The sequence below is a fragment of the Phyllobacterium brassicacearum genome (assembly GCF_003010955.1).
In the GTDB taxonomy this organism is placed as follows: Bacteria; Pseudomonadota; Alphaproteobacteria; order Rhizobiales; family Rhizobiaceae; genus Phyllobacterium; species Phyllobacterium brassicacearum.
This window is the reverse complement of the sequence record NZ_PGGO01000015.1, coordinates 62,360-84,353: the sequence shown is the minus strand read 5'-3', so window position 1 is coordinate 84,353 and position 21,994 is coordinate 62,360. Positions and strand designations below refer to the sequence as shown.

Annotated in this window: 24 protein-coding genes; 13 read left to right on the top strand and 11 right to left on the bottom strand. The window is 57.4% G+C overall.

The window, feature by feature from the left end; translation table 11 throughout:
• The first annotated feature begins 20 nt into the window (after window positions 1–20).
• The 4 genes from CU102_RS18960 to CU102_RS18945 all read left to right on the top strand — a co-directional run bounded on the left by CU102_RS18960 (window position 21) and on the right by CU102_RS18945 (window position 6,041).
• Window positions 21–1,445 (top strand): ammonium transporter, encoded by a 1,425-nt coding sequence (locus CU102_RS18960; protein WP_106712734.1) that lies wholly within the window; start codon window positions 21–23, stop codon window positions 1,443–1,445.
• A gap of 201 nt (window positions 1,446–1,646) precedes the next feature.
• Window positions 1,647–4,274 carry a DNA translocase FtsK gene (locus CU102_RS18955; RefSeq protein ID WP_106712733.1) on the top strand — a complete coding sequence of 876 codons (2,628 nt, stop codon included), beginning with the start codon at window positions 1,647–1,649 and terminating at the stop codon, window positions 4,272–4,274.
• Window positions 4,275–4,465: 191 nt separating this feature from the next.
• Entirely contained in the window at window positions 4,466–5,137 is a 672-nt protein-coding gene (locus tag CU102_RS18950; RefSeq protein WP_106712666.1) for an outer membrane lipoprotein carrier protein LolA, read from the top strand.
• Between the two features lie 97 nt (window positions 5,138–5,234).
• A complete protein-coding gene (locus CU102_RS18945) occupies window positions 5,235–6,041 on the top strand; it encodes an exodeoxyribonuclease III (protein ID WP_106712665.1) in 807 nt (268 codons plus the stop codon).
• A gap of 133 nt (window positions 6,042–6,174) precedes the next feature.
• Here the strand turns inward: CU102_RS18945 and CU102_RS18940 are convergent, their stop codons facing one another.
• Together CU102_RS18940 and CU102_RS18935 are read right to left on the bottom strand one after the other, a co-directional pair.
• Window positions 6,175–6,633: a cyclic nucleotide-binding domain-containing protein gene (locus tag CU102_RS18940; RefSeq protein ID WP_106712664.1), complete on the bottom strand. Its 459-nt coding sequence runs from the start codon at window positions 6,631–6,633 to the stop codon at window positions 6,175–6,177.
• 38 nt (window positions 6,634–6,671) lie between these two features.
• Complete coding sequence (locus tag CU102_RS18935; RefSeq protein ID WP_106712663.1) at window positions 6,672–7,355, bottom strand: response regulator transcription factor; 684 nt, start codon at window positions 7,353–7,355, stop codon at window positions 6,672–6,674.
• A gap of 130 nt (window positions 7,356–7,485) precedes the next feature.
• Here CU102_RS18935 and CU102_RS18930 point away from each other — a divergent pair, with 130 nt between their 5' ends.
• Window positions 7,486–8,019, top strand: a complete 534-nt coding sequence (locus CU102_RS18930) for a L,D-transpeptidase family protein (RefSeq protein WP_106712662.1) — start codon at window positions 7,486–7,488, stop codon at window positions 8,017–8,019.
• Here CU102_RS18930 and CU102_RS18925 read toward each other — a convergent pair.
• The 5 genes from CU102_RS18925 to tsaD are packed head-to-tail and all read right to left on the bottom strand — an operon-like array spanning window position 8,016 to window position 11,505.
• Window positions 8,016–8,687, bottom strand: a complete 672-nt coding sequence (locus CU102_RS18925; RefSeq protein WP_106712661.1) for a class I SAM-dependent methyltransferase — start codon at window positions 8,685–8,687, stop codon at window positions 8,016–8,018. The genes CU102_RS18930 and CU102_RS18925 overlap by 4 nt on opposite strands.
• A 9-nt stretch (window positions 8,688–8,696) precedes the next feature.
• Window positions 8,697–9,125: an EVE domain-containing protein gene (locus tag CU102_RS18920; protein WP_106712660.1), complete on the bottom strand. Its 429-nt coding sequence runs from the start codon at window positions 9,123–9,125 to the stop codon at window positions 8,697–8,699.
• A 9-nt stretch (window positions 9,126–9,134) separates the two neighbouring features.
• Window positions 9,135–9,425, bottom strand: a complete 291-nt coding sequence (locus CU102_RS18915; RefSeq protein WP_106712659.1) for a YciI-like protein — start codon at window positions 9,423–9,425, stop codon at window positions 9,135–9,137.
• 14 nt (window positions 9,426–9,439) lie between these two features.
• Window positions 9,440–10,426, bottom strand: coding sequence for an NAD(P)H-dependent glycerol-3-phosphate dehydrogenase (locus CU102_RS18910; RefSeq protein ID WP_106712658.1), 987 nt, complete (start codon window positions 10,424–10,426; stop codon window positions 9,440–9,442).
• Window positions 10,423–11,505: a tRNA (adenosine(37)-N6)-threonylcarbamoyltransferase complex transferase subunit TsaD gene (gene tsaD / locus CU102_RS18905; protein ID WP_106712657.1), complete on the bottom strand. Its 1,083-nt coding sequence runs from the start codon at window positions 11,503–11,505 to the stop codon at window positions 10,423–10,425. The genes CU102_RS18910 and tsaD overlap by 4 nt, the downstream gene beginning before the upstream one ends.
• 94 nt (window positions 11,506–11,599) lie before the next feature.
• Between tsaD and hemC the strand changes: the two genes are divergently transcribed.
• From hemC to CU102_RS18875, 6 genes are all read left to right on the top strand, one after another.
• Window positions 11,600–12,529: a hydroxymethylbilane synthase gene (gene hemC / locus CU102_RS18900; protein WP_106712656.1), complete on the top strand. Its 930-nt coding sequence runs from the start codon at window positions 11,600–11,602 to the stop codon at window positions 12,527–12,529.
• A gap of 2 nt (window positions 12,530–12,531) precedes the next feature.
• Window positions 12,532–13,242 (top strand): uroporphyrinogen-III synthase, encoded by a 711-nt coding sequence (locus tag CU102_RS18895; RefSeq protein ID WP_106712655.1) that lies wholly within the window; start codon window positions 12,532–12,534, stop codon window positions 13,240–13,242.
• A 99-nt stretch (window positions 13,243–13,341) separates the two neighbouring features.
• Window positions 13,342–14,643, top strand: a complete 1,302-nt coding sequence (locus CU102_RS18890) for a COG4223 family protein (RefSeq protein ID WP_106712654.1) — start codon at window positions 13,342–13,344, stop codon at window positions 14,641–14,643.
• A 13-nt stretch (window positions 14,644–14,656) separates the two neighbouring features.
• Window positions 14,657–16,339 carry a heme biosynthesis protein HemY gene (locus tag CU102_RS18885; RefSeq protein ID WP_106712653.1) on the top strand — a complete coding sequence of 561 codons (1,683 nt, stop codon included), beginning with the start codon at window positions 14,657–14,659 and terminating at the stop codon, window positions 16,337–16,339.
• A gap of 117 nt (window positions 16,340–16,456) precedes the next feature.
• A complete protein-coding gene (locus tag CU102_RS18880; RefSeq protein WP_106712652.1) occupies window positions 16,457–16,933 on the top strand; it encodes a tellurite resistance TerB family protein in 477 nt (158 codons plus the stop codon).
• Between the two features lie 11 nt (window positions 16,934–16,944).
• Window positions 16,945–17,679 carry a glutamine amidotransferase gene (locus CU102_RS18875; RefSeq protein WP_245425413.1) on the top strand — a complete coding sequence of 245 codons (735 nt, stop codon included), beginning with the start codon at window positions 16,945–16,947 and terminating at the stop codon, window positions 17,677–17,679.
• A gap of 9 nt (window positions 17,680–17,688) precedes the next feature.
• Here the strand turns inward: CU102_RS18875 and CU102_RS18870 are convergent, their stop codons facing one another.
• Both CU102_RS18870 and aqpZ read right to left on the bottom strand, forming a co-directional pair.
• Window positions 17,689–18,930, bottom strand: a complete 1,242-nt coding sequence (locus CU102_RS18870) for an MFS transporter (RefSeq protein WP_106712650.1) — start codon at window positions 18,928–18,930, stop codon at window positions 17,689–17,691.
• Between the two features lie 128 nt (window positions 18,931–19,058).
• On the bottom strand, window positions 19,059–19,781 hold the full coding sequence (gene aqpZ / locus CU102_RS18865; RefSeq protein WP_106712649.1) for an aquaporin Z: 723 nt from the start codon (window positions 19,779–19,781) through the stop codon (window positions 19,059–19,061).
• 259 nt (window positions 19,782–20,040) lie between these two features.
• On the opposite strand from aqpZ, the gene CU102_RS18860 reads away from it, so the two are divergent.
• Window positions 20,041–20,331 (top strand): YggT family protein, encoded by a 291-nt coding sequence (locus tag CU102_RS18860; RefSeq protein ID WP_106712648.1) that lies wholly within the window; start codon window positions 20,041–20,043, stop codon window positions 20,329–20,331.
• Window positions 20,328–20,657: a DUF167 family protein gene (locus CU102_RS18855; RefSeq protein ID WP_106712732.1), complete on the top strand. Its 330-nt coding sequence runs from the start codon at window positions 20,328–20,330 to the stop codon at window positions 20,655–20,657. The genes CU102_RS18860 and CU102_RS18855 overlap by 4 nt, the downstream gene beginning before the upstream one ends.
• Before the next feature lies 1 nt (window position 20,658).
• Here the strand turns inward: CU102_RS18855 and ppa are convergent, their stop codons facing one another.
• Both ppa and CU102_RS18845 read right to left on the bottom strand, forming a co-directional pair.
• Complete coding sequence (gene ppa, locus CU102_RS18850) at window positions 20,659–21,195, bottom strand: inorganic diphosphatase (protein ID WP_106712647.1); 537 nt, start codon at window positions 21,193–21,195, stop codon at window positions 20,659–20,661.
• Window positions 21,196–21,382: 187 nt separating this feature from the next.
• Window positions 21,383–21,889: a GNAT family N-acetyltransferase gene (locus CU102_RS18845; protein WP_106712646.1), complete on the bottom strand. Its 507-nt coding sequence runs from the start codon at window positions 21,887–21,889 to the stop codon at window positions 21,383–21,385.
• Window positions 21,890–21,994: the final 105 nt, after the last annotated feature.

The window sequence follows — 21,994 nt, the reverse complement described above, 5'->3', positions numbered from 1 at the left end:
TGGGGTTCAAGGAGAGCATAATGAAAATTCCAACCAGTCTGACATCTGCGGCGCGCAGCACCCTATTGGGATCGCTGGCGCTGATCGCATTCGGTTCGCTGGCTGCCTTCGCTCAGGAAGCCGCGCCAGCTGCTCCCGCCGCCGCAGCGCCAGCCTTTACAGTCGACAAAGGTGACACCACCTGGATGATGATCTCAACGGTCCTCGTGCTGTTGATGACCATTCCGGGCCTCGCCCTCTTCTATGGCGGGCTTGTCCGCGCCAAAAACATGCTGTCGGTTCTCATGCAGGTCTTCACCATCACGGCCGTCGTGATGCTGATCTGGGTGTTCTATGGCTACAGCCTTGCATTCACGCCGGGCAATGCATTCTTCGGCGGGTTCTCCAAGGCATTTCTGGCCGGCGTAGACGTGACGACGCTGTCGGAAACCTTCTCGAAGGGCGTTGCCATCCCTGAACTGGTCTTCGTCGTCTTTCAGATGACGTTCGCCTGCATCACGCCCGCTTTGATCGTCGGCGCTTTTGCCGAACGTATCAAGTTCTCGGCAGTCGTGCTGTTTGTCATCCTCTGGGTCACGTTCGTCTATTTCCCCATCGCCCATATGGTGTGGTTCTGGGGCGGTCCAAGCGCCTATTCTGACCCGTCAGGTCTGATCTTTGGCTTTGGGGCAATCGACTTCGCCGGCGGTACGGTCGTTCACATCAATGCTGGTATTGCCGGCCTGGTTGGCGCCCTCATGATCGGCAAGCGTGCCGGCTACAAGAAAGACATCATGGCGCCTCACTCCATGACACTCACCATGGTCGGTGCTTCGTTGCTGTGGGTGGGCTGGTTTGGCTTCAATGCAGGCTCGAACCTCGAAGCCAATGCCTATGCCGTTCTTGCAATGATCAACACCTTCGTGGCAACCGCCGCGGCGACCGTCGTGTGGATCCTGCTGGAATCCATCCTGCGCGGAAAAGCTTCCATGCTGGGTGCGGTTTCGGGTGCCGTTGCCGGTCTTGTTGCGGTTACGCCTGCAGCCGGCTTTGCCGGTCCAATGGGCGCCATCGTTCTCGGCGCCATCGTAACGGTCGTCTGCTACTTCTTCGTTGCCGTCGTGAAGAACACATTCGACTATGATGACAGTCTCGATGTCTTCGGCATCCATTGCGTTGGCGGCATCGTCGGTGCTCTCGGTACTGGCATCCTGGTCAACCCGGCTCTCGGCGGTGCGGGCATTGTCGATTATTCGACGGCCGACTTTGCTGCCGGTTACGCAGGAACTGCAACTCAGGTTTGGGCGCAGTTCAAGGGCGTAGCTGTTACGCTCCTGTGGTCTGGCATCGGCAGTGCGATCCTCTACAAGATCGTCGATCTGATTGTCGGTCTGCGTGCCGCTCCTGAAGCCGAACGTGAAGGTCTCGACCTCACCTCGCACGGCGAAGCTGCCTATCACTCGTAACAGGCTTGCTTTGACTGCAATCCGATGGGCCTGGTTCTCCTGGCCCATCTGTTTTTTGGGGCCCAACCTGTCCTTTCGTTAAATTCGCCCTGCTCCTTCCCATGGTTAATGCCCCCTTAACCATCCGCGTCTTAATTTGAGAGCTCTCGAATCTGCGGCATGTCACAGCCGCCAATATGCGTTCACGTGGGACCGGATTTCATGCGTCAAGCTTATTCAGCGTCTTATGCAATTGAGGACGAGCGGCAGGGGTTGACCCGCATCTTCCGCAGGCAGATTCATATCCTCTGGGGTCTGGTGCTGTTTTGCTTTGTTGCCTTCGCCATTGGCAGCCTTGCCACGTGGAACGTTACCGATCCCAGCTTCAGTCACGCCACGTCGAATCCGACCCGCAATGCCCTCGGATACCCCGGTGCAGTCTTCTCCGATCTCGGCATGCAGTTCTTCGGACTGTCGATGCTTGCTGCGCTGATGCCCGCGCTCTTCTGGGGTGGTTTGCTGTTGACCGGGCGCGGTGTCGACCGCATGCCGCGCCGCATTATTGCCTGGTTCTGTGCTTCGCTGATGGCCGCCGCTATGGCCGGTTGTTTTGCGATTCCCGCAAGCTGGCCGATGCCGATCGGTCTTGGCGGCGTTTTTGGCGATATGGTCCTCAAGATTCCAGGGATCTTCATCGGTACATTTCCCCGCGGCGGCCTGGCAATGATCCTCGTTGCCGTCCTGGCCATCCCGACCCTTTGGACCTTTGCCTTCGCCAGCGGGATCACTTACCGCGACAGCGAACCAGCCATCCTCAAGAAATCCAAGCGCCATGTGGCGGAGGATGATGACTATGGCGATGATGAGGATGATGAGGACGAGGGCGGCGGCCTGCTGGCTCTCGGCGCCCTCACCCACTGGTTCCTGAGCGCAAAGGCACTGTTCCGCCGTATTTTCGGGCATGGCGCAGGTCTCTATGGTAGCGCCCGCAACATCCGCCGGAGTGAGGACGATTTCCTCGACGACGTTCCGGCCCCGCGCCAGCATGGTAGCAGTGTGCGCCGTGAGCCCGGATTCTATGACGAAGCACCACGGGTCGAGGCGCCATCGATCGATATCGGGCGCGACTTCGATGAGAGGTCCAATCGCTTTGATCCGGTTGCATTCGACGATGAGGACGAGGATATCGACGATTGGGCGCCGCAAAGGGCGCCCGGACGAGCGGAAGCCATGCCGCCCGCCCGCCCCGTCACGGCACGCATCGATACGCCGGCACCCGCGCCACGGGCCGGTGCGCGTGTTCAGCGCGAGGCTCAAGCCTCACTCATCAAATCTGATGAATTCGAGATGCCATCCCTGCACTTTCTCAGCGAACCCAAGAATGTCGTGCGCAACCCGAGCCTGTCCAAGGAGGCTCTGGAACAGAATGCAAGGTTGCTGGAAGGCGTCCTTGAAGATTTCGGCGTGCGTGGAGAGATCATCCATGTTCGTCCAGGCCCCGTCGTTACACTTTACGAACTGGAACCCGCGCCCGGTATCAAGTCTTCGCGGGTCATCACGCTTGCCGATGATATCGCCAGATCGATGAGCGCCATCGCTGCACGTGTCGCCGTTGTCCCTGGACGGAACGCCATCGGCATCGAACTGCCGAACCAGACTCGCGAGATGGTTTATCTGCGCGAACTTCTGGCGAGTCGGGATTTCGAACAGACCAAGACCAAGCTGGCGCTAGCGCTAGGCAAGACCATCAATGGCGAAGCGGTCATCGCCGATCTTGCGAAAATGCCGCATCTTCTGGTGGCCGGCACCACCGGTTCGGGTAAATCCGTTGCCATCAATACAATGATCCTTTCGCTGCTCTACCGGATGACCCCGGAGCAGTGCCGCCTGATCATGATTGATCCCAAGATGCTGGAACTGTCGATCTATGACGGGATTCCGCATCTTCTAACGCCAGTCGTCACCGATCCGAAGAAGGCCGTCGTTGCGCTCAAGTGGACGGTCAAGGAGATGGAAGACCGCTACCGGAAGATGTCGAAGGTCGGCGTGCGCAATATTGACGGCTTCAACCAGCGTGTCGAACAGGCGCACAAGAAGGGTGAGCGCATTGCCCGTACTGTGCAGACCGGCTTCGACCGGGCAACGGGCGAAGCCGTATACGAGACGGAAGAACTCGATCTGAAGCCGATGCCCTACATCGTTGTCATCATCGATGAGATGGCCGACCTGATGATGGTTGCCGGCAAGGACATCGAGGGCGCGGTGCAGCGCCTGGCACAGATGGCGCGTGCGGCGGGGATTCATGTGATCATGGCGACGCAGCGCCCGTCGGTTGACGTGATCACCGGTACAATCAAGGCAAATTTCCCGACCCGTATCTCGTTCCAGGTGACGTCAAAAATCGATTCGCGCACCATTCTCGGGGAGCAGGGCGGCGAGCAGCTGCTCGGAATGGGCGACATGCTTTACATGGCCGGTGGCGGTCGCATCCAGCGCGTGCACGGACCATTTGTAGGCGATGACGAGGTGGAAAAGATCGTTCAGCATCTGAAGCTGCAGGGTGTTCCGGAATATCTCGATTCCATTACCGAAGAGGATGACGAGGATGAGGGCGGCGGGCCAGTGGGGACCACCAACCTCGAGGATTCCGATGATCCTTACGACCAGGCGGTTGCGGTCGTTCTTCGCGACAAGAAGGCCTCGACCAGTTACATCCAGCGCCGGCTTGGTATCGGTTACAATCGCGCGGCTTCCATCATCGAACGCATGGAACAGGAAGGGCTCGTCGGACCGGCCAACCACGCTGGTAAGCGAGAAATTCTCGTGCCGACACAGGATGACGAGTTTTGACAAAATGTGCCGTAACGTAACGAATTTGCGGTCTGTTATGGTATGATTACGATGGGATCATTACATAACGCTCAAATAGTGCGGTTACGTAACGTCAATGCGGAACAAGAAACGGGCAGCTGCCGTTTCTTAGCCATACTGAAGCCAAACTGGCAGCGTAGAAGCGAGACAAGACGACAGGAGATACGACCATGACAAAGACAAGAGTACCGTTTCGCGCAATTGGCTCGCTGGCCAGAGCTTCGGCGGTTGCGTCCATGGTCGGAATGGGATTGCTTGTTGGTGCAAGCGCCGCACTGGTAACCCCGGCTCTCGCCCAGGCGGCGCCCGCCGGAATAGGTGCGGCGCAAGAAATAGCCAACAAATTCTCTGGCGTTAAAACGCTGACAGGAAATTTCGTTCAGTTCGGCCCGCGCGGCGAACAGACCGAAGGCACGTTCTATATCGAACGGCCAGGCAAGATACGCTTCAACTATAACAAACCATCGCCGATACGCGTGATCTCGGACGGCAGTTCGGTTGTGATCAACAATCGCAAACTCGACACATGGGACCTTTACCCGCTGTCGAAAACTCCGTTGAAGCTGCTTCTCAGCAATCAGATCGATCTTTCCGGCGGCAAGGTCAAATCGGTCAAACAGGAACCGGACATGACCACAATCGTGCTTGGCGACAAGTCGGTCTTCGGTAATTCAACCATCACGATGATGTTCGACCCGAGATCATACGATCTGCGTCAGTGGACGATCACCGATGCCCAGGGGCTGGATACGACGGTGATGATCACAAACGTTCGTACCGGCGTTCGTTTTGCCGATGACATGTTCAAAATCGACTACACCCGGATTGCGATGAAGAAGTAACCATCGGCTCCTGTGGATGACCGGCCTTTTGGTTTTCATTCGACGGCACTTCGACTAGTCTCACGGCTCCATTCCCATACCGCGAGACCAGCCTCCCATGCCTTTCTCCGTTGCTACCTGGAACATCAATTCGGTGCGCCTGCGCTTGCCGCTGGTTCTGCAGTTCCTTGCTGATCATCAGCCGGATGTGTTGTGCTTGCAGGAAACGAAATGCCCCGATGAGTTCTTTCCGCGCGATGCCTTTCGCGAGGCGGGATACGAACATGTCGAAGTCAGCGGCCAAAAGGGCTATCACGGCGTTGCTACGCTTTCGCGTCGTCCCTTGAGGGATACGGCAAGGGTAGGGTTTTGCAATATTGCGGATTGCCGGCATCTGAGCACAGTGGTGACTGCCGGATCGAAACGTCTGCGCATTCACAATTTCTACGTCCCGGCCGGCGGTGACGAGCCAGACCCGGAGATCAATCCGAAGTTCGCTCACAAGCTTGGCTTCCTCGACGAGATGAAGGCCATGAATGGCGATTATGGCGATGGACATGCATCCCTGCTTGTCGGCGATCTCAATATTGCGCCATTGGAAACCGATGTCTGGTCGCACAAACAGTTGCTGAAGGTTGTAAGTCATACGCCGATCGAGACCGAGGGACTGGAAGCCCTGCGGAAGAATGGCGGCTGGAGCGATCTCATGCGCCACCACATTCCGCGACATGAGAAAATCTACACTTGGTGGAGCTACCGCGCGGCCGATTGGGCGGCTGCCGATCGTGGCCGCCGCCTCGACCACATCTGGGGTTCGCCAGACCTCGAAAACGACCTCACCGATATCACCGTGCTGCGTGAGGCGCGCGGCTGGGATCGACCCTCGGACCATGTGCCGGTCATTGCCCGATTCGATCTCGATTGATCGGAATCAGAAACACGAATCGGACAGAATGGTTCGAATTCCGTACAGGTTCTGGTGATTCCCATCCTGGGATTCGCGATTCTGGTACAAGATTCTCAACTGGCGCGGGAAATTTGGTTGTGCTGACGCGTACTTAGCGTTCGCCGAACAGATGCTCGTACCCGGTGATGGCCTCGATCATATCGTTCAGGTCCGCGGCGATCTGATCGTGCAGGGCGGCGGCAATTTCGGGATACTCCTCGAGAATGCGCCGGAAAAGCGAGCGATTGAGGCGGATGACTTCAGTCTCGGTCTCGGCCATGGCGCTGGTCAATCGCTTGGTCTGGGCAATTATGGCCATCTCACCGAGGACAGCGCCAGGCCCCACGGTTTTCAAGACAATGCGACCTGACGGCCCTTCGCGAAACAGAGAAATCTCACCGCGATCAATGACATAGGCGCAATCGGCGGACTGACCTTCGCGGTAAAGCTCGCGGCCCTCCCTTAAGACAAGCCGCTCCGTTCCGAAGGCAAGCAACCGCAACTGGTCGCGCGTAAACGTCTCGAACAGCCCCACCGTCTCCAGAATGCGAATATCATCTTCAATTGCCATGCAATTACAGACATATACCTAGATTGGCCCCATCGGCATCAAGGAATGAGCTTGTATCCCCCGCTTTCGGTAACGAGTATGGTCGAATTCGACGGATCGTGCTCAATTTTTTGCCGCAACCTGTAGACGTGGGTTTCCAGCGTGTGCGTGGTCACCCCCGAATTGTAACCCCAAACCTCTTCCAGCAGAACATCGCGGGTGATGACCTTACCCCCCGCGCGGTAAAGATATTTTATGATGGCGACTTCCTTCTCGGTCAGCCGGATCTTGCCGCCCTTCGCGTCGATCAGCATCTTTTGCCCGGGCTTGAACGTATAGGGCCCGACGACAAAGGTCGCGTCTTCGCTCTGTTCATGCTGACGAAGCTGCGCGCGGATGCGCGCTAGCAGCACCGCAAACCGGAAAGGCTTGGTCACATAGTCATTAGCACCCGATTCAAGACCGAGAATGGTGTCCGAATCGGTGTCATGGCCGGTCAGCATGATAACGGGAGCCTTGAATCCACCCTTGCGAAGCAGTTTTACCGCCTCGCGTCCATCCATGTCGGGCAGGCCGACATCCATGATCAGAAGATCGACGACCCCGTTTCGTGCTGCCTGGACACCCTTGGTCGCGTTGTCTTCCTCTATGATCTGGAACTCCTCATAAAGGCTGAGCTGTTCAACCAGGATTGCTCGCAGGTCCGAATCGTCGTCGACGATAAGAATGGTACGCGCTGTCATCAGATCTCCCGCAAATTGGAAAGAAGTCGTTGGAATTTAAGTCGAATTAGACAGGAAAGAAAGAGCATCGACTTGATATTGCGTATGCAGCGCATCAGTCTGACACAAAAATGCTTTTTATGAGGCAAGCATGAGTCGCAGGTTATTGAAATTGATTGATGTTCGTCCGAGGCCAGGTCACCCTAGTCAGGGCCAGTTGATCGCCGGCAACAACATTCTTCGTTGCGCGCTTGGCAAAGGCGGAATCACGGCTTTCAAACGTGAGGGTGACGGTGCGACGCCGCTCGCACAGATGCGGCTCCTTTATGGCTTCAAACGTCCCGACAAGAACGTGGCAAGCCCCAGCGCGCTGAGATTAAGTCCACTGCGCAGCAATGACGGCTGGTGCGAAGTTAGTAGCGATCGCAACTACAACCGTAGAGTTCGCATACCATATGGCGCGAGCCACGAGACGATGTGGCGCAAGGATAGTCTGTACGATATCTGCATCGTCATGGACTGGAACATAAGGCCACGGCGCCGCGCCAATGGCAGCGCCATTTTCTTTCACCTTGCAAGACCGGGATACACACCGACCGAAGGCTGCATTGCGTTGAGCCGTGCCGATATGGATCGGCTCCTTCCGCATCTGTCCTGCCGAACCATTATTCGCGTATTGCGCTAGGGCTTGAAGCGCCAGACAGTCGTCCGCTTGACCTCGGTATCCTCGAGCGCCCGCGTCACCGGAACCGAGTAGACGGCGAGAGGTTCGAGGATATCCTTGGGAAGATAGGATCGGCCCGGATCGCCTATAATGATGCTGGCGCCACGTTTCGCAAGGCGCGTGAACCAGGGCAGGAGCTGGTCGGCCAGCGTCTTGTCGTAGAAAACGTCACCCGCCAGCACGACATCCCAACCGCCGTCACTCCCGATCAAATTCTCGATACTGACTTCGAGGGTCACCTGATTTGCATTGGCATTGAGTGCAATTGCCGGACGGGCAAACGGATCGATATCGCAGGCGATAGTGCGCGCAGCGCCCGACTTGGTCGCCGCAATGCCGACGAGACCGGAACCCGATGCAAAATCGAGCACGGCGGCATTGGCGACGGTCACAGGATTGTCGAGGACGTAGCGTGCCACGCCTTGACCGCCCGCCCAGGCGAAGGCCCAGAATGGTGGCGGTAATCCGAGTGTTGTCAGTTCCTCTTCCGTCCGGTGCCAGAGATCATGAGCTTCATCGGCAAGATAAAGCGCTATTTCCGGCACGTGTGGCGGCGATTGGAGAACAGTGTTGGCCAGCACGAACCGGCGATAGCGATCAGTGTCAGGGTCGAGGGCAGCCTCATCCATCGGCGAAGGTCATTCCGGAGCCGGGACGAGTCCGCCCATACGGCAGACTTCTTTCCATTCGTCCGCTGTTACCGGCTGCACCGACAACCGCATGGACGTGACCAGCGCCATCTTTTCCAGCTTCGGATTGACCTTGACGTCCTTCAAGGTCACAGGAACGGGTACATCCTTGACGGCACGGATATCGACGCATTCCCAGCGCGGATCGTCCGTCGTCGAATCGTGATGTGCCAGCGCGCATACCTCGACAATACCGACAACTTCCAGCCCCTCATTGGAGTGATAGAAGAAGCCTTTGTCGCCGATTTGCATGGCGCGCATGTTGTTGCGTGCCTGGTAGTTGCGCACGCCGGTCCACTCTGTGCCCTTGGCACCAGCCGCCTTTTGTTTATCCCACGACCATGCGTCCGGTTCGGATTTGAAAAGCCAGAAAGCCATTTTGGAGCCTTAATTGTTGTCCGGGTTTTTGATTGCCCAGTTCCATGGGCGAATCTCGACAGAAGCGAAGAGGCCAGCCTTGGAGTAAGGATCGCTGGCGGCGATATTTTTTGCTGCCATAGGATCGGCAGCGTCGACGACGACGAGACTGCCATTGGGCTTCCCATCCTCACCGAGGAATGGCCCGGCAAATTTTATCTGATCACTTAAGCCATTCAAATAGTCGAGATGTGCGGCGCGAGTGTCAAGGCGCACCTGCAGGTGGTCGGGCTTGTCGGTGCAAAGGAGGGCATAGAGCATTCGTCGTCTCCGGGTTAGTCTTCGTTCTTGAGCGGACGCGCAAGCAGGGCCTCCATCGCTTCGTCAATGGTAATGCGGCGGTCGAGGATTTCCGCCACGGCTGCGATGATCGGCGCTTCGATCTTGTGGCGGACGGCGAGCTCGGCAGCGACAGCGGCTGTTGCAACGCCCTCCGCAAGCGGTCGACCGTCCAAGTCCTCGCCTCTGCCGAGGGCAAGCCCATAGGAATAGTTACGCGATTGTGGCGTCGAGCAGGTAAGCATCAGATCCCCAAGGCCGGAAAGCCCCATGATAGTCTCCGGCTTTGCGCCAAGCGCTTGGCCGATGCGGCGCAGCTCCACAAATCCGCGCGTAACAAGTGCCGCCTGGGCGCTGGCGCCGAACCCCCTTCCAACTGCCGCCCCCGCGGCGATGGCGAGCACATTCTTGAGCGCTCCACCGACCTCCACGCCAGTCAGATCGTCGGTCGAATAGCAGCGGAAGGTTGGGCCCGACAGTATCTGTGCGATACGGTCGGCAAGCGCCTGACTGCGTGCAGCCACGGTCACGGCGGTCGGCAGTCCTTTGGCCACGTCGGTGGCAAAGCTTGGTCCGGATAAAGCTCCAAGTGCATGACCCGGCAAAATTTTGGCGACGAGATCGGACATGAGCAGTCCGCTCTTGCGCTCAATGCCCTTGGCACAGACGACGAGCGGCGTTGCCGTTGGGATCAGGTCTTTCCATCCTTCCATCGCATCTGCCAGGGACTGAGCTGGAACGACACACAGGATGAGGTCGCTGTTGCTCATCACTTCTTCGGCGTCGGTGCTGGCCTTCAGCATCGGATGGAGATCGATGTCCGGAAGATAAGTGTTGTTGCGGTGATTTCTGTTAATGGAATCAACGGCCAGAGCATCGCGCGCATAGAGACGAACCGCATTGCCGTTGGAAGCCGCCATCGTGCCGAGGGCGGTACCCCAGGCGCCGCCGCCGAGGACTGCGATTGTTGGTTGACTGCTCATGCCTTGGCACCTCTTCGGCCAGCACCAATCAATGGTGTCGATTGCATATCTAGAGGCCACCGCGAGCGCGGCGCAATGTCAAGGGAATCGGCCGGCGCCTGATCACTGGCGCGTTCGGCACCTGCCCAGGCAATCATTGCGGCATTGTCGGTACACAGCGCCAGTGGTGGCGCGACGAAGCGAAAGCCATTTTCCGAGCAGAGCTCTTGCAGACCATCACGCAAGACCTTGTTGGCGGCAACGCCTCCTGCGACGACCAGTGCAGGCTCCTCGACATCGGGGAAGCTCTGACGAAATCGCCGCAGAGACCGGGATACCCGATCGTCGAGAGTGTCTGCGACAGCAGTCTGGAATGCGGCACAAATATCGTTGATGTCTGTTTGAGACAGTGGCTCCAATGTTGTAGCCAACTGGCGCACCGCCGTCTTCAGACCGGAGAACGAGAAATCCAGGCGCTCTTCGCCCTTTAACGGGCGCGGCAAAGTAAAACGGTCGGGATCGCCCAGAACGGCCGCCTTCTCCACCTCGGGCCCGCCGGGATAAGGAAGTCCAAGCAATTTGGCGGTCTTGTCGAAGGCTTCGCCAAGCGCGTCATCGATGGTCGTGCCAAGGCGCTCATAGTCACCGAGACCTTTGACAAGCACCATCTGTGTATGACCGCCGGATACCAGCAGAAGCAAATAGGGAAAATCGATGCGATCTGTCAGGCGCGGGGTTAGTGCATGACCTTCGAGGTGGTTGATGGCGTAAAAAGGCTTTTGTGCCGCCATGGCAATTGCTTTTCCGGTCATCAGTCCGACGATCAAACCGCCCACCAATCCTGGACCCGCGGTAGCGGCCACTGCATCGACATCGTCCAGCGTGATGTGCGCCTCTTGCAATGCCTGGCCGATCAGACGGTCCAGCACTTCGACATGGGCACGCGCCGCGATCTCCGGAACCACGCCGCCATAGGGCGCATGGTCGGCAATCTGGCTTAGAACGACGTTCGACAAAATGCGGCCGTGGCCCTGATCGTCGCGCTCGACGATCGCAGCCGCTGTTTCGTCACAACTTGTCTCAATTCCCAGAACACGCATCGATAATTCTGATATCCTTCGCCGCATTGCCCGTCGAAGGGAAGGTCGTTATTAGATCTTCCAATCTGAACTCGCGTAACACGGACAGCGGCCAATGCAAACAAAAACGCTCAAGATCGGTACACGTGGGAGTGCGCTCGCGCTCGCACAAGCCCGTGAGACGCGTGACCGGCTGATAAAAGCACACGGACTTCGCGAGGAAGAAATCGAGATCGTTGTCATTTCCACCAGCGGCGACCGTATTCAGGACCGGCCCCTGGCGGAAGTCGGGGGCAAGGGTCTGTTTACGCTTGAGATCGAAGAACAGCTGGCTGATGGCCGTATCGATCTCGCGGTTCACTCATCAAAGGACATGCCCACCTTCCTGCCTGAGGGCTTGCATCTCTCGATCTTCCTGGAGCGTGAGGACCCCCGCGATGCATTCATAGGCCGGGATGTCGAGCGGCTGCTTGATTTGCCGCACGGGGCTGTGGTCGGCTCTGCTTCCTTGCGGCGGCAGGCACTGATCCGCCGTGTCCGTCCCGATCTCAAGATCGTCAATTTTCGCGGCAATGTCGAAACACGCCTGCGCAAGCTCAGCTCTGGCGACGTTGACGCGACGTTCCTCGCCTATGCTGGCTTGCGCCGTCTCGGCCTTGCGGATGTCGTTACCGAGTTGATGGATGTCAGAACCTTTCCCCCTGCACCTGGGCAGGGGGCAATTACGGTGGAGAGTCGCATCGGCGATAAGCGGATCGATGCACTGCTTGCGCCCCTCAATCATTTGCCCACGTCAACGGCGCTCAACTGCGAACGTGCCTTCCTTGCCGGCCTTGATGGCTCCTGCCGGACGCCGATAGCCGGTCTTGCTACGGTTTCGGGCGAGAGCGTGCAGTTCCACGGGATGGTTCTTCTGCCGGACGGAAGCGAAGCCCATGAAGTGATGGGAGAGGGCGCACTTTCTGACGCCATAGAAATTGGCCGGGACGCAGCGTTGCGGATCAGAAAGCAGGCCGGTGCACATTTCTTCACGGATTGGATCTAGTTATGAGAACCGTTTTGGTCACACGCCCTCAGCCTGGTGCGACCAAAACGTCCGAACGCTTGCTCTGTAGCGGTTTCTTACCCCTGGTTTTGCCGTTGACGGAGATTGTTCCGCTGCCGGTGAAAAGTCCTAGCGGCAAGTTTCACGCTGTTGCGGTAACGAGCGCGAGCGCATTGCGGCAGGCTCCGGACCAGACGCTGGAGCCGCTCCTCAGATTGCCTTGTTTCGTCGTTGGCGAAGCGACGGCCGCAGCGGCCCGTTCCCGTGGGTTCGAAACGGTTACGACGGGGGATGGAGATGGCTCCTCCCTCGCGCAGACGGTGGTTGAGGAGTTGTGCACCAAACACCGTATTCTCTATTTGACGGGGCGTGTCCGCGTGCCAGATTTCGAGCACGCATTGCGAAAATCCGGCGTTCATTTTCGCACGATGAAGACCTATGATACGGTTTCAGTCAGTTATACAACTGATTTTTTGGTGAAATTTTTCAGTGCGGGGAGGATTGATTGCTGCCTCCTCTATTCCCACTGGGGTGCGGAAGAATTCAGGCGCTTGATCAGCAGGGATGAGATCGCGCATCATTTTGATAATACGCCTATTTTCTGCCTTTCTCCCCGGATTGCAGAGGCGTTGAATGGATTGGACAAGACCTTGATTTATGTCGCAGACAAGCCGAACGAGAGCGCTCTCCTTGAACTTATCCAACGGAGGTAATCCTTTTTGTCTCGTCTCGCTTAAAATTGTACCGTTTCGTCCGCGGAACTTCCTTGCTAGCCTCTCACTGACCAGATTTTAGCCCGAGAGAATCATTTCATGGCCAGACCTTCCGTCCCGCGTCATTCAAAATCCGCCCGCAAGCCGGCAACCATAGAACTGGAGTCTTCGCCTGCGGCCGAGACAAAGCCGACGTCGAAGACCGTACCCCAGCCCGAACCGGTTGGCTTTGAACCGGATATCAATGCGAAGCATGCAGAGACGAGTGCGACCAGTGACGGCTTTGCACCTCACGATGACGCGCAACCGGCAGTGACCGCCCCATCGGCCCAATCGCAATCGTTTGGGCGCGAGCAATCTTCTGGCGCTGCCAGGGAGGATAAGGTGGTTCCAGTATCCAGGCAGGTATCAAATGATATGTTTGGCCGCCTCGGAGCGGGACTCATTGGCGGTGTCATCGCACTCCTGGGTGCCGCTGCCCTGCAATGGTCCGGGATACTGCCCTCCCCGAGCACGGACATTTCGGCGCTTGAACGTCAGATTGCAGAATTGCGAATTACGCCTGCGACAGGACAGGCGCTGGATGAAGGAGCACAGGTGGCGCTGAACGGTGCCGTAGAGAATGCCAAACAGGCCGTTGGTCAGATGACAAGCCTTGCGGATGAGATCGGTTCGATCAAACAAACCATCGCCGACATTCAGAAGAATGCGGCTGCGGGTGCAGGCGCTGACACCAGCGCCATTGATGAACGCATCGCAGCGCTCGAAACGCGGCTGAACGCCAGTCAGCAGACAGCCGAACATGCCGATGGTGCGGCTTCCGGAGCAACAGAGCGGTTGAACGCATTGGAAGCAAAGGTCAATGACGCATCCGGCCAGACAAATATGGCACTTGCGATGGCGGCGACCGGTCTGAAGGCCGCGATTGAACGAGGCGCGCCCTTTGCAGCTGAACTTGAGACCTATGCGGCAGTGGCGGCTGACCCTGGTGCCATTGACGGTCTTCGTGCTTCTGCGGCAAAGGGTGTGCCGACAGTCAGCATGCTCGCGAGCCAGTTTGGCGATGTGGCGCCGAAAATTGTTGCAACTGCCCGTAACGTCGACCCCAATGCGGGCGTTTTGGATCGCCTATGGGCAAGTGCCGAGGGCCTTGTTGAAGCCCGTCCCGTCGGGATGGTCGAGGGCGAGGGGGTCGACGCAATAACAGCGCGCATCGAGGCGCATCTGAACGCTGGCGATCTTCCAGTGGCCATTGCCGAGTGGGAAAAGCTGCCCGAAAACGCCAAAGCCGTTTCCATGGATTTTGCCAATACAATGAAGGCGCGCCAGGCAGCGGGAGAGCTCGTGTCGAAGGCGCTATCGGATGCATTGACCGGGATCAAATCGCCGGCGGCTAATTAGGAGCAAGAAGATCATGATCCGTATTCTATGCTTCTTCTTCGTTGTTCTCTTACTCGGTGCCGGTTTTGCATGGCTTGCCGACCGGCCCGGCGACCTCGTCATCACCTTTGCCGGTATGCAGTACAAGGTTACCCTCATGGTGGCAGCCTCGGCCGTTGTGGCGATCGTCGCGGCTGTCATGCTCACCTGGTGGATCATCAAGAGCCTTGTTGCATCGCCCTATGCGCTGCGCAGGCATTTTCGTGCCCGGAAACGAGACCGCGGTTACCAGTCCCTATCGACAGGTCTGATCGCTGCCGGTGCCGGTGACGGCCAGACAGCACGACGGATGATTGGCCAGGCCCAAAAGTTGCTGAATGTCGATCAGGAGCCACTGATCAAGCTGCTCGATGCGCAGGCAGCCATGCTGGAAGGCCGCGCGGAGGATGCGCGAGCCAAATTCGAGGCGATGCTCGATGATCCGGAAACGAAGCTGCTTGGCCTGCGCGGACTTTATCTGGAAGCGCAGCGTCTTGGCGCTCGTGACGCCTCGCGTCACTACGCCGAGGAAGCCGCTTTGCTCGCGCCCAATGTCGAGTGGGCGTCGTCGGCCGCTCTCGGGCAAAAGACCACGCATGGCGATTGGGATGGAGCACTGCTGCTACTCGAGAAGCAAAAGGCAACCAAGCAGATCGACAAGGAAAAGGCCAAACGTGAGCGCGCAGCATTGCTGACTGCCAAGGCAATGGAAACATTCGACGCGGATCCGATGAGCGCCAAAACAATTGCTGTCGAAGCCAACAAGCTGGCGCCGGATCTGGTGCCGGCAGCAATTATCGCTGCGAAAGCGCTGTTCCAGCAAGGCGATCTGCGCAAGGGATCCAAGATCCTCGAATATACGTGGAAGAAGCAGCCGCATCCGGAAGTTGCGGAGACCTATGTTCATGCCCGAATCGGCGATTCAGCGATCGACCGCCTGAAGCGAGCCCGCCATTTGGCGGCGATGTATCCGCATCATCCGGAATCCAGCCTTGCGATCGCGCATGCCGCTCTTGCGGCAGGCGAACTCAAGGAAGCGCGGGAGGCGGCGGAGGCCGTTCTACGCACTGCGCCGCGCGAAAGTGCGTACCTGTTGCTAGCCGATATCGAGGAAGCCCAGACGGGCGATCAGGGCAGGGTACGTCAGTGGCTGTCCCGCGCGGTCAAGGCACCACGCGATCCAGCATGGACGGCTGACGGTTATGTGTCCGATCGCTGGGCGCCCGCTTCGCCAGTCACCGGTAGACTTAATGCGTTTGAGTGGAAAGTTCCGGTCGAACAGCTGGGGCCCGTGATCGACTATCGTGGCGATTTCGATGAAGCGCTTGCCACGGAACCTGTGCGGTCCGCGCCACCTCGCGAAGATTTGAAGCCCCTTATCCCGGCAAAATCAGTCACTGCCGAGACGCTTTCCAAAGTGCGACTGGACAAGGAAGATATCTTGGACGCTGAGGTCTTGCAGTTGGAGCCTCGTGCAAAGGCATCGAATCAGGCTGGCCCAAAGTCGGCGCAATCGGACGGCAATGAGCGAATCGCGTCGGTTTTGCCGCCTTTTCAGGAGCAGAAGGTCGATTCCAAGCAGAAAGACGAAGATCTTGCCTTTCCCGTACCGGACGACCCGGGCGTGCGCCCCGAGGATGAAGCGGAACGATCGGGCAAGAAGTTCCGGCTTTTCTGATGGAGGATAAAGATGTTCAGTGGCCCTTTGCGGCAAGATGAACAGTAGCGGGAACAGTATTGGCACGCTATCTGTTGATTCCACACTGCCCATGGTGAACCTGAAAGATATTCCTATATGCTCGACCGTCTTGTGACGTTTCTTAAATCCTTGCCGCCTGGAGAAAACGGTAAGGAGCACTTTTCCAGGAATGATCCGCGCCTCGCAGCTGCGGCCTTGCTGTTCCACGTCATGGATGCGGATGGTGAGAGCCTTAGCGTTGAGCGGAAGCGTGTCTCGCAGCTTATTTCCGAAGCATATGGTCTCAAGGGCGAAGCGTTGAAACGCTTGCTGAATGATGGCGAGCAGGCGGATCAGGAAGCGGTCGACCTTTATAGCTTCACCAGCATCATCAAACGCAATCTTGACGAAGCGGCACGTATCCGATTCATTGAGCTCATGTGGGACGTCGTTTTCGCAGATGGAAGCGCTCATGAGCTGGAGGACAATGTCGTCTGGCGGGTTGCGGAATTGATTGGTGTCTCGACGCGTGATCGCGTGATGATGAAGCAGAAGGCCGCACTTCGCGCCAAGCAAACGGTGCAAGAGGAATAGGACCAAGGCGGATGTTCCAGACCGACTGGATGGAAAGCAGGCAGTCACGACGCCCGAAAATCCTGACGGTGTTGCATCAGGAAAGGTCCAGTCCCGGCAGGGTCGGTCACCTGCTAGTCGAAGCCGGTTTCGCGCTCGACATCCGGCGTCCGCCCCTTGGTGATCCCCTCCCCCAAACCCTGGAAGATCATGCAGGCGCTGTGATCTTTGGCGGTCCAATGAGTGCCAATGATCCCGAAGATTTCGTCCGTGCTGAAACCGATTGGCTCGCGGTACCCTTGAAAGAAGACAAGCCGTTCCTTGGCATTTGCCTTGGAGCGCAGATGCTTGCCAACCATATCGGCGGAAGGGTTGCCCCGCATCCAGACGGGCTTGTCGAAATTGGCTGGTACCCTTTGGAGCCGACCGCTGCCGGACAGGCGCTGATGTACTGGCCTTCGATGGTCTATCATTTCCATCGTGAGGGCTTTGAACTGCCGCAGACGGCAACTCTGCTCGCGACTGGCGAGAACTATCCGAACCAGGCTTTTCGGTACGGCAAAAATGCTTGGGGTGTGCAGTTCCATGCCGAACTCACGCGCGCCATGATGCAGCGCTGGGTTGTGCGCGGCTCCGAACGCTTTGCGCTATGCGGCGCGCAGCATGGCAGGGATCATCTGGAAGGCAGGATGATCCATGATGCTGTGCTCAAGGCTTGGCTGCACCAATTTCTTGGCACGATTTTTGGAACCCCTGTCCTTGCCTGAGACGTGTCTTCAGCTTCTGCCCTGGAGGTTGCGCGCCTTGCGCAATTGCGGGAACCAATAAGCCCAAAGGGCCGCGACAGCCACGGTTCCGAAGCCGCCAAATACCACAGCAGGAACCGTTCCGATTAACGAAGCCATGATGCCGGCACGGAATTCACCCAGCTCATTGGATGCTCCGACGAAGACCATGTTGACGGCATTGACGCGGCCACGCACATGATCGGGTGTCCACAGCTGCAGCAGCGTTTCGCGAATATAGACGCTGATCATATCTGCCGCGCCCATCAGCGCGAGCACAATGATCGACAGCCACGCGATGTTCGACACCCCAAACATGATGGTGAGCAGGCCAAACAGCGCGACGAAGGCGAACATGATCAATCCCGCATGGTCCCGGATCGGATGGCCGGTCAGCCAGACGGCGGTCAGGATGGCACCGATGCCAGGTGCCGCGCGCAGCATGCCGAGGCCCCAGGGGCCGAGCTGGAGAAAATCGCGTGCATAGACAGGAAGCAGGGCAACGGCACCACCCAGCAGAACGGCGAAGAGATCGAGTGAGATTGCACCCAGAACAACCTTCTCTTTCCAGATGTAATGGAAGCCGGCAAGCAGTGTCTGAAGCGACCTCTTTTCAGATAAAGTGTGCTGAGCGGGCTTGGGTATGGCAAACGTACAGATGGTGGCTATCGCGAGCATGATGCTGGCAACGCCATAAGCGACCGTGGGCGAAATGCCGTATAGCAGTCCGCCCACTACGGGACCGACAATCGTTGCGACCTGCCAGGCCGACGAATTCCACGATACGGCATTTGAGAAAGTTTCGGTCGGGACGAGATTGATCACAAGCGATGCCGAGGCGGGCCCAAGGAAAGCGCGCCCGACACCAAAGCCAGCGAGAATGACGAAGACGAGGCCTGGCGTAAATTGATGGGTCACCGTCAGCAGGAGGAGCAGTGCGGCGCAGATGACTTCCACGCAGAGGGACAGGCCCATAATCAGCCGCCGTCCGAATCGGTCGGATGCTGCACCAGTAACCAGCACAAGCAGCAGTGATGGAGCAAACTGAACGAGGCCAACGATACCCAGATAGTAAGGGTCTCGTGTCAAATCGTAGATTTGCCAACCGACAGACACGCTGATGATCTGTATGGCGAAGGAACCGAAGAAGCGGGCCAGCCAATAGAGGGTGAATGACGAATGGCGGAAAGCGGCATAGCGATCATCGGCCGCGGTCATTTCGGGGACGGACATTTCGTTGAAAGGCTCCGGAATCTGGAGCCTTCTTCTAGACCAGTTCGGGGAGAATGGGGATAAGAAAAATCAGGAACAAGACGTGGCAGGGAATGAAATGGGGCCGGCCGGAGCCGGCCTGTTTCGATTCAAGCTGCATTTACAGTGTCGGTTACAGAAGCGTTGGAATCATTGCTTAGCAGGGATTTCCAGATGATTGCACCGAGCACCGCGCCAATGAGCGGAGCAACCCAGAACAACCAGAGCTGGCCGAGCGCTGCAGTTTCAGCAAAAAGGGCAACGCCCGTGGAGCGCGCCGGATTGACCGAGGTATTGGTCACCGGGATCGAAACCAGATGGATCAGTGTCAGACCAAGGCCAATGGGGATTGGTGCAAACCCGGCCGGGACAGCAGCCGACGTTGCGCCAAGAATAATGATGATGAAGAAGGCAGTGAAAATAATTTCTGCGACAAGCGCGGCGGTCAGACCGTATTTGCCGGGCGAAAGTTCGCCGTAGCCGTTGGACGCGAAGCCGCCGGCTACAAAGTCGGCTTTGCCGGATGCGATCAGATAGAGCACTGTCGCTGCTGCAATCGCACCCGCAACCTGTGCGACCCAATACGGGATCAGATCTTTGAAGTCGAACCGTCCCGCGACGGCAAGACCAAGCGAAACAGCAGGATTGAAATGGCCGCCGGAAATACCGCCAACAGCGTAGGCCATTGTTAGTACGGTAAGACCAAATGCAAAGGAAACGCCAAGCAAACCGATACCGACATCGGGAAATGCAGCGGCAATAACAGCGCTGCCGCAACCGCCCAAGACGAGCCAGAATGTGCCAAAGAATTCGGCTGACAGTTTATTGAGCATGGAAACCCCCTTGGATGGAGAGCAGGCCGGGATAGCCCGAATCACAAGCGCAAAGTTATTCCTGTTTTTTGAATTCAACAATATCGTTCAATATCGTGTTGAACGAATACCTTAGACTTTCGTATTTCCGTCGATCATCTTGCCACGAATACTATAAAGCGCTCCGGGCATCTCGGACATTCAGGCGGCATTCGCGACAACCCCTTGCTCGCGAGCCAGCCAATCGCTACATGTCGCGTGATTGCTCTAGGAGAAATATATGCTCGCCCTTATCCGTACCATCGATCTGGCTCTCGATATCTACACCTGGATCATCATTGCCAGTGCGATCTTTTCGTGGCTGTTCGCTTTCAACGTGATCAATTCCAGCAACCGTTTCGTCGCTTCTGTTGGAGATTTTCTCTACCGTGTCACGGAACCGGCTTTGCGGCCGATCCGCCGCTTTCTTCCAGATCTGGGCGGGATCGATATTTCACCGATTGTCCTCCTGTTGATCATCTTTTTCATTCGGCAGCTTCTGTGGACTACAATCGCACCGATGCTGGTTTGAACACACCCTGCTTCTTTCGCAAGGACGACAACGGCGTCACGCTCTTCGTTCGGCTGACGCCGAAGTCTTCCAGGGATGCGATTGAAGGTTTGGAAACAACGGATGACGGGCGGGCTTATATCAAAGCACGTGTTCGTGCGGTTCCGGAAGACGGAAAGGCAAATGCGGCACTGGAGAAGCTGTTGGCGAAATGGCTGGAGCTTGCTCCGCGGGACGTAACGATTGCGTCGGGTGCAACATCGCGGCTGAAGCAGATAAGAATTTCGGGCGATCCGGAAGCTTTGGCTGTTAAGCTTTTCGCTCTCGCACCGCCCGAGCAATCATAGATCAGGCCTTTTTGGCCTTGTGGCGCTCGATGGCCTCGGTGATAAGCTGACGGGCCGCATCTTCATCGCCCCAGTCGCCGATCTTCACCCATTTGCCGGGTTCCAGGTCCTTGTAGTGCTCAAAGAAGTGCTGGATCTGCTTGAGTGTTATCTCGGGCAGATCGGTGTAGTTGTGCACCTTTTCGTAGCGTAGGGTCAGGTGCGGTGAAGGCACAGCGATGATCTTCTCATCCTGGCCCTTGTTGTCTTCCATCACCAGAACGCCAATCGGGCGCACATTGATCACGCTTGTTGGCATCAACGCACGGGTATTGCAGATCAGAACATCGATAGGATCACCGTCGTCCGAGAGCGTGTGCGGTACGAAGCCGTAGTTGCCCGGATAGGTCATTGGCGTGTGCAGGAAGCGATCGACGAACAGTGCGCCGGAGTCCTTGTCGAGCTCATATTTGATCGGTTGACCGCCGACCGGAACCTCGATGATTACGTTGACATCTTCAGGGGGATTGTTGCCGACAGAAATGGCATCGATGCGCATGTTTTCAGAGTCCTTGTTGGTTTGGGAGTGCTGTACTGATTTTTACGCCGCGGCGCAACAATTCGCGCGCCCATTAGGCGGCTATGAGGGAGTTTGATAGACTTTTTGACCTGGATTGGCAAAAAACGAGGCCGAACTGGCGGCGTACGGAAGCGTCAAAGGGAGCGAATGTCATCCCGTTTCGCCGTCAATTCCAGACGAAGGCGATTTTCTTGAGCGTCTTGCCTTCAAAGCACTCAACGCCCTCGGCGACGTCGCGCCCGCCAGCGCCACGATAGAACGAAAGCGCGATGTCATTGTCGTCAAGAGCCCATACAACCAGGCCCTTGAGACCTTGGTCAACCAGACTGCGACGGGCCGCGCCCAAAAGCCGGGTACCAAGCCCGAAGCCTTGGTATTCCGGTCTGATGTATAGCTCGTAGACTTCGCCTTTTTGGGGAAGTTGCCGCGCACGATTGGGTCCGAGCGTGGCGTAACCGGCGACAACGCCGCCCACGTCGGCAACTAGAACTTGTGTTGAACGCCGAATAGCACGTGTCCACCAGGCGGTCCCACGCCGCTCCAGCATGGTATTGAGGGCCCGATGCGGAATGATTCCTGCGTAGGCACCCTTCCATGCAGCGAGGTGTATGTCCGAAATCGCCTCAGCGTCGGCCAACTCAGCTCGTCTAATTTCGATCACACGGGTGTTCATGGTTCTTTAACCATAGACCCGCTGCCCAAGGTTTCGCAACTATCCGCGAAAATGAATCTTGGTTTCTCGCACGAAAAAGAAAAGCGGCGAGTTTCGCCGCTTTCT

Bases quoted from the DNA above. Each gene is read 5' to 3' on its own strand.
- CU102_RS18960 (WP_106712734.1), top strand. From the start codon at position 21: ATGAAAATTCCAACCAGTCTGACATCTGCGGCGCGCAGCACCCTATTG.
- CU102_RS18955 (WP_106712733.1), top strand. From the start codon at position 1,647: ATGCGTCAAGCTTATTCAGCGTCTTATGCAATTGAGGACGAGCGGCAG.
- CU102_RS18950 (WP_106712666.1), top strand. From the start codon at position 4,466: ATGACAAAGACAAGAGTACCGTTTCGCGCAATTGGCTCGCTGGCCAGA.
- CU102_RS18945 (WP_106712665.1), top strand. From the start codon at position 5,235: ATGCCTTTCTCCGTTGCTACCTGGAACATCAATTCGGTGCGCCTGCGC.
- CU102_RS18940 (WP_106712664.1), bottom strand. From the start codon at position 6,633: ATGGCAATTGAAGATGATATTCGCATTCTGGAGACGGTGGGGCTGTTC.
- CU102_RS18935 (WP_106712663.1), bottom strand. From the start codon at position 7,355: ATGACAGCGCGTACCATTCTTATCGTCGACGACGATTCGGACCTGCGA.
- CU102_RS18930 (WP_106712662.1), top strand. From the start codon at position 7,486: ATGAGTCGCAGGTTATTGAAATTGATTGATGTTCGTCCGAGGCCAGGT.
- CU102_RS18925 (WP_106712661.1), bottom strand. From the start codon at position 8,687: ATGGATGAGGCTGCCCTCGACCCTGACACTGATCGCTATCGCCGGTTC.
- CU102_RS18920 (WP_106712660.1), bottom strand. From the start codon at position 9,125: ATGGCTTTCTGGCTTTTCAAATCCGAACCGGACGCATGGTCGTGGGAT.
- CU102_RS18915 (WP_106712659.1), bottom strand. From the start codon at position 9,425: ATGCTCTATGCCCTCCTTTGCACCGACAAGCCCGACCACCTGCAGGTG.
- CU102_RS18910 (WP_106712658.1), bottom strand. From the start codon at position 10,426: ATGAGCAGTCAACCAACAATCGCAGTCCTCGGCGGCGGCGCCTGGGGT.
- tsaD (WP_106712657.1), bottom strand. From the start codon at position 11,505: ATGCGTGTTCTGGGAATTGAGACAAGTTGTGACGAAACAGCGGCTGCG.
- hemC (WP_106712656.1), top strand. From the start codon at position 11,600: ATGCAAACAAAAACGCTCAAGATCGGTACACGTGGGAGTGCGCTCGCG.
- CU102_RS18895 (WP_106712655.1), top strand. From the start codon at position 12,532: ATGAGAACCGTTTTGGTCACACGCCCTCAGCCTGGTGCGACCAAAACG.
- CU102_RS18890 (WP_106712654.1), top strand. From the start codon at position 13,342: ATGGCCAGACCTTCCGTCCCGCGTCATTCAAAATCCGCCCGCAAGCCG.
- CU102_RS18885 (WP_106712653.1), top strand. From the start codon at position 14,657: ATGATCCGTATTCTATGCTTCTTCTTCGTTGTTCTCTTACTCGGTGCC.
- CU102_RS18880 (WP_106712652.1), top strand. From the start codon at position 16,457: ATGCTCGACCGTCTTGTGACGTTTCTTAAATCCTTGCCGCCTGGAGAA.
- CU102_RS18875 (WP_245425413.1), top strand. From the start codon at position 16,945: ATGTTCCAGACCGACTGGATGGAAAGCAGGCAGTCACGACGCCCGAAA.
- CU102_RS18870 (WP_106712650.1), bottom strand. From the start codon at position 18,930: ATGTCCGTCCCCGAAATGACCGCGGCCGATGATCGCTATGCCGCTTTC.
- aqpZ (WP_106712649.1), bottom strand. From the start codon at position 19,781: ATGCTCAATAAACTGTCAGCCGAATTCTTTGGCACATTCTGGCTCGTC.
- CU102_RS18860 (WP_106712648.1), top strand. From the start codon at position 20,041: ATGCTCGCCCTTATCCGTACCATCGATCTGGCTCTCGATATCTACACC.
- ppa (WP_106712647.1), bottom strand. From the start codon at position 21,195: ATGCGCATCGATGCCATTTCTGTCGGCAACAATCCCCCTGAAGATGTC.
- CU102_RS18845 (WP_106712646.1), bottom strand. From the start codon at position 21,889: ATGAACACCCGTGTGATCGAAATTAGACGAGCTGAGTTGGCCGACGCT.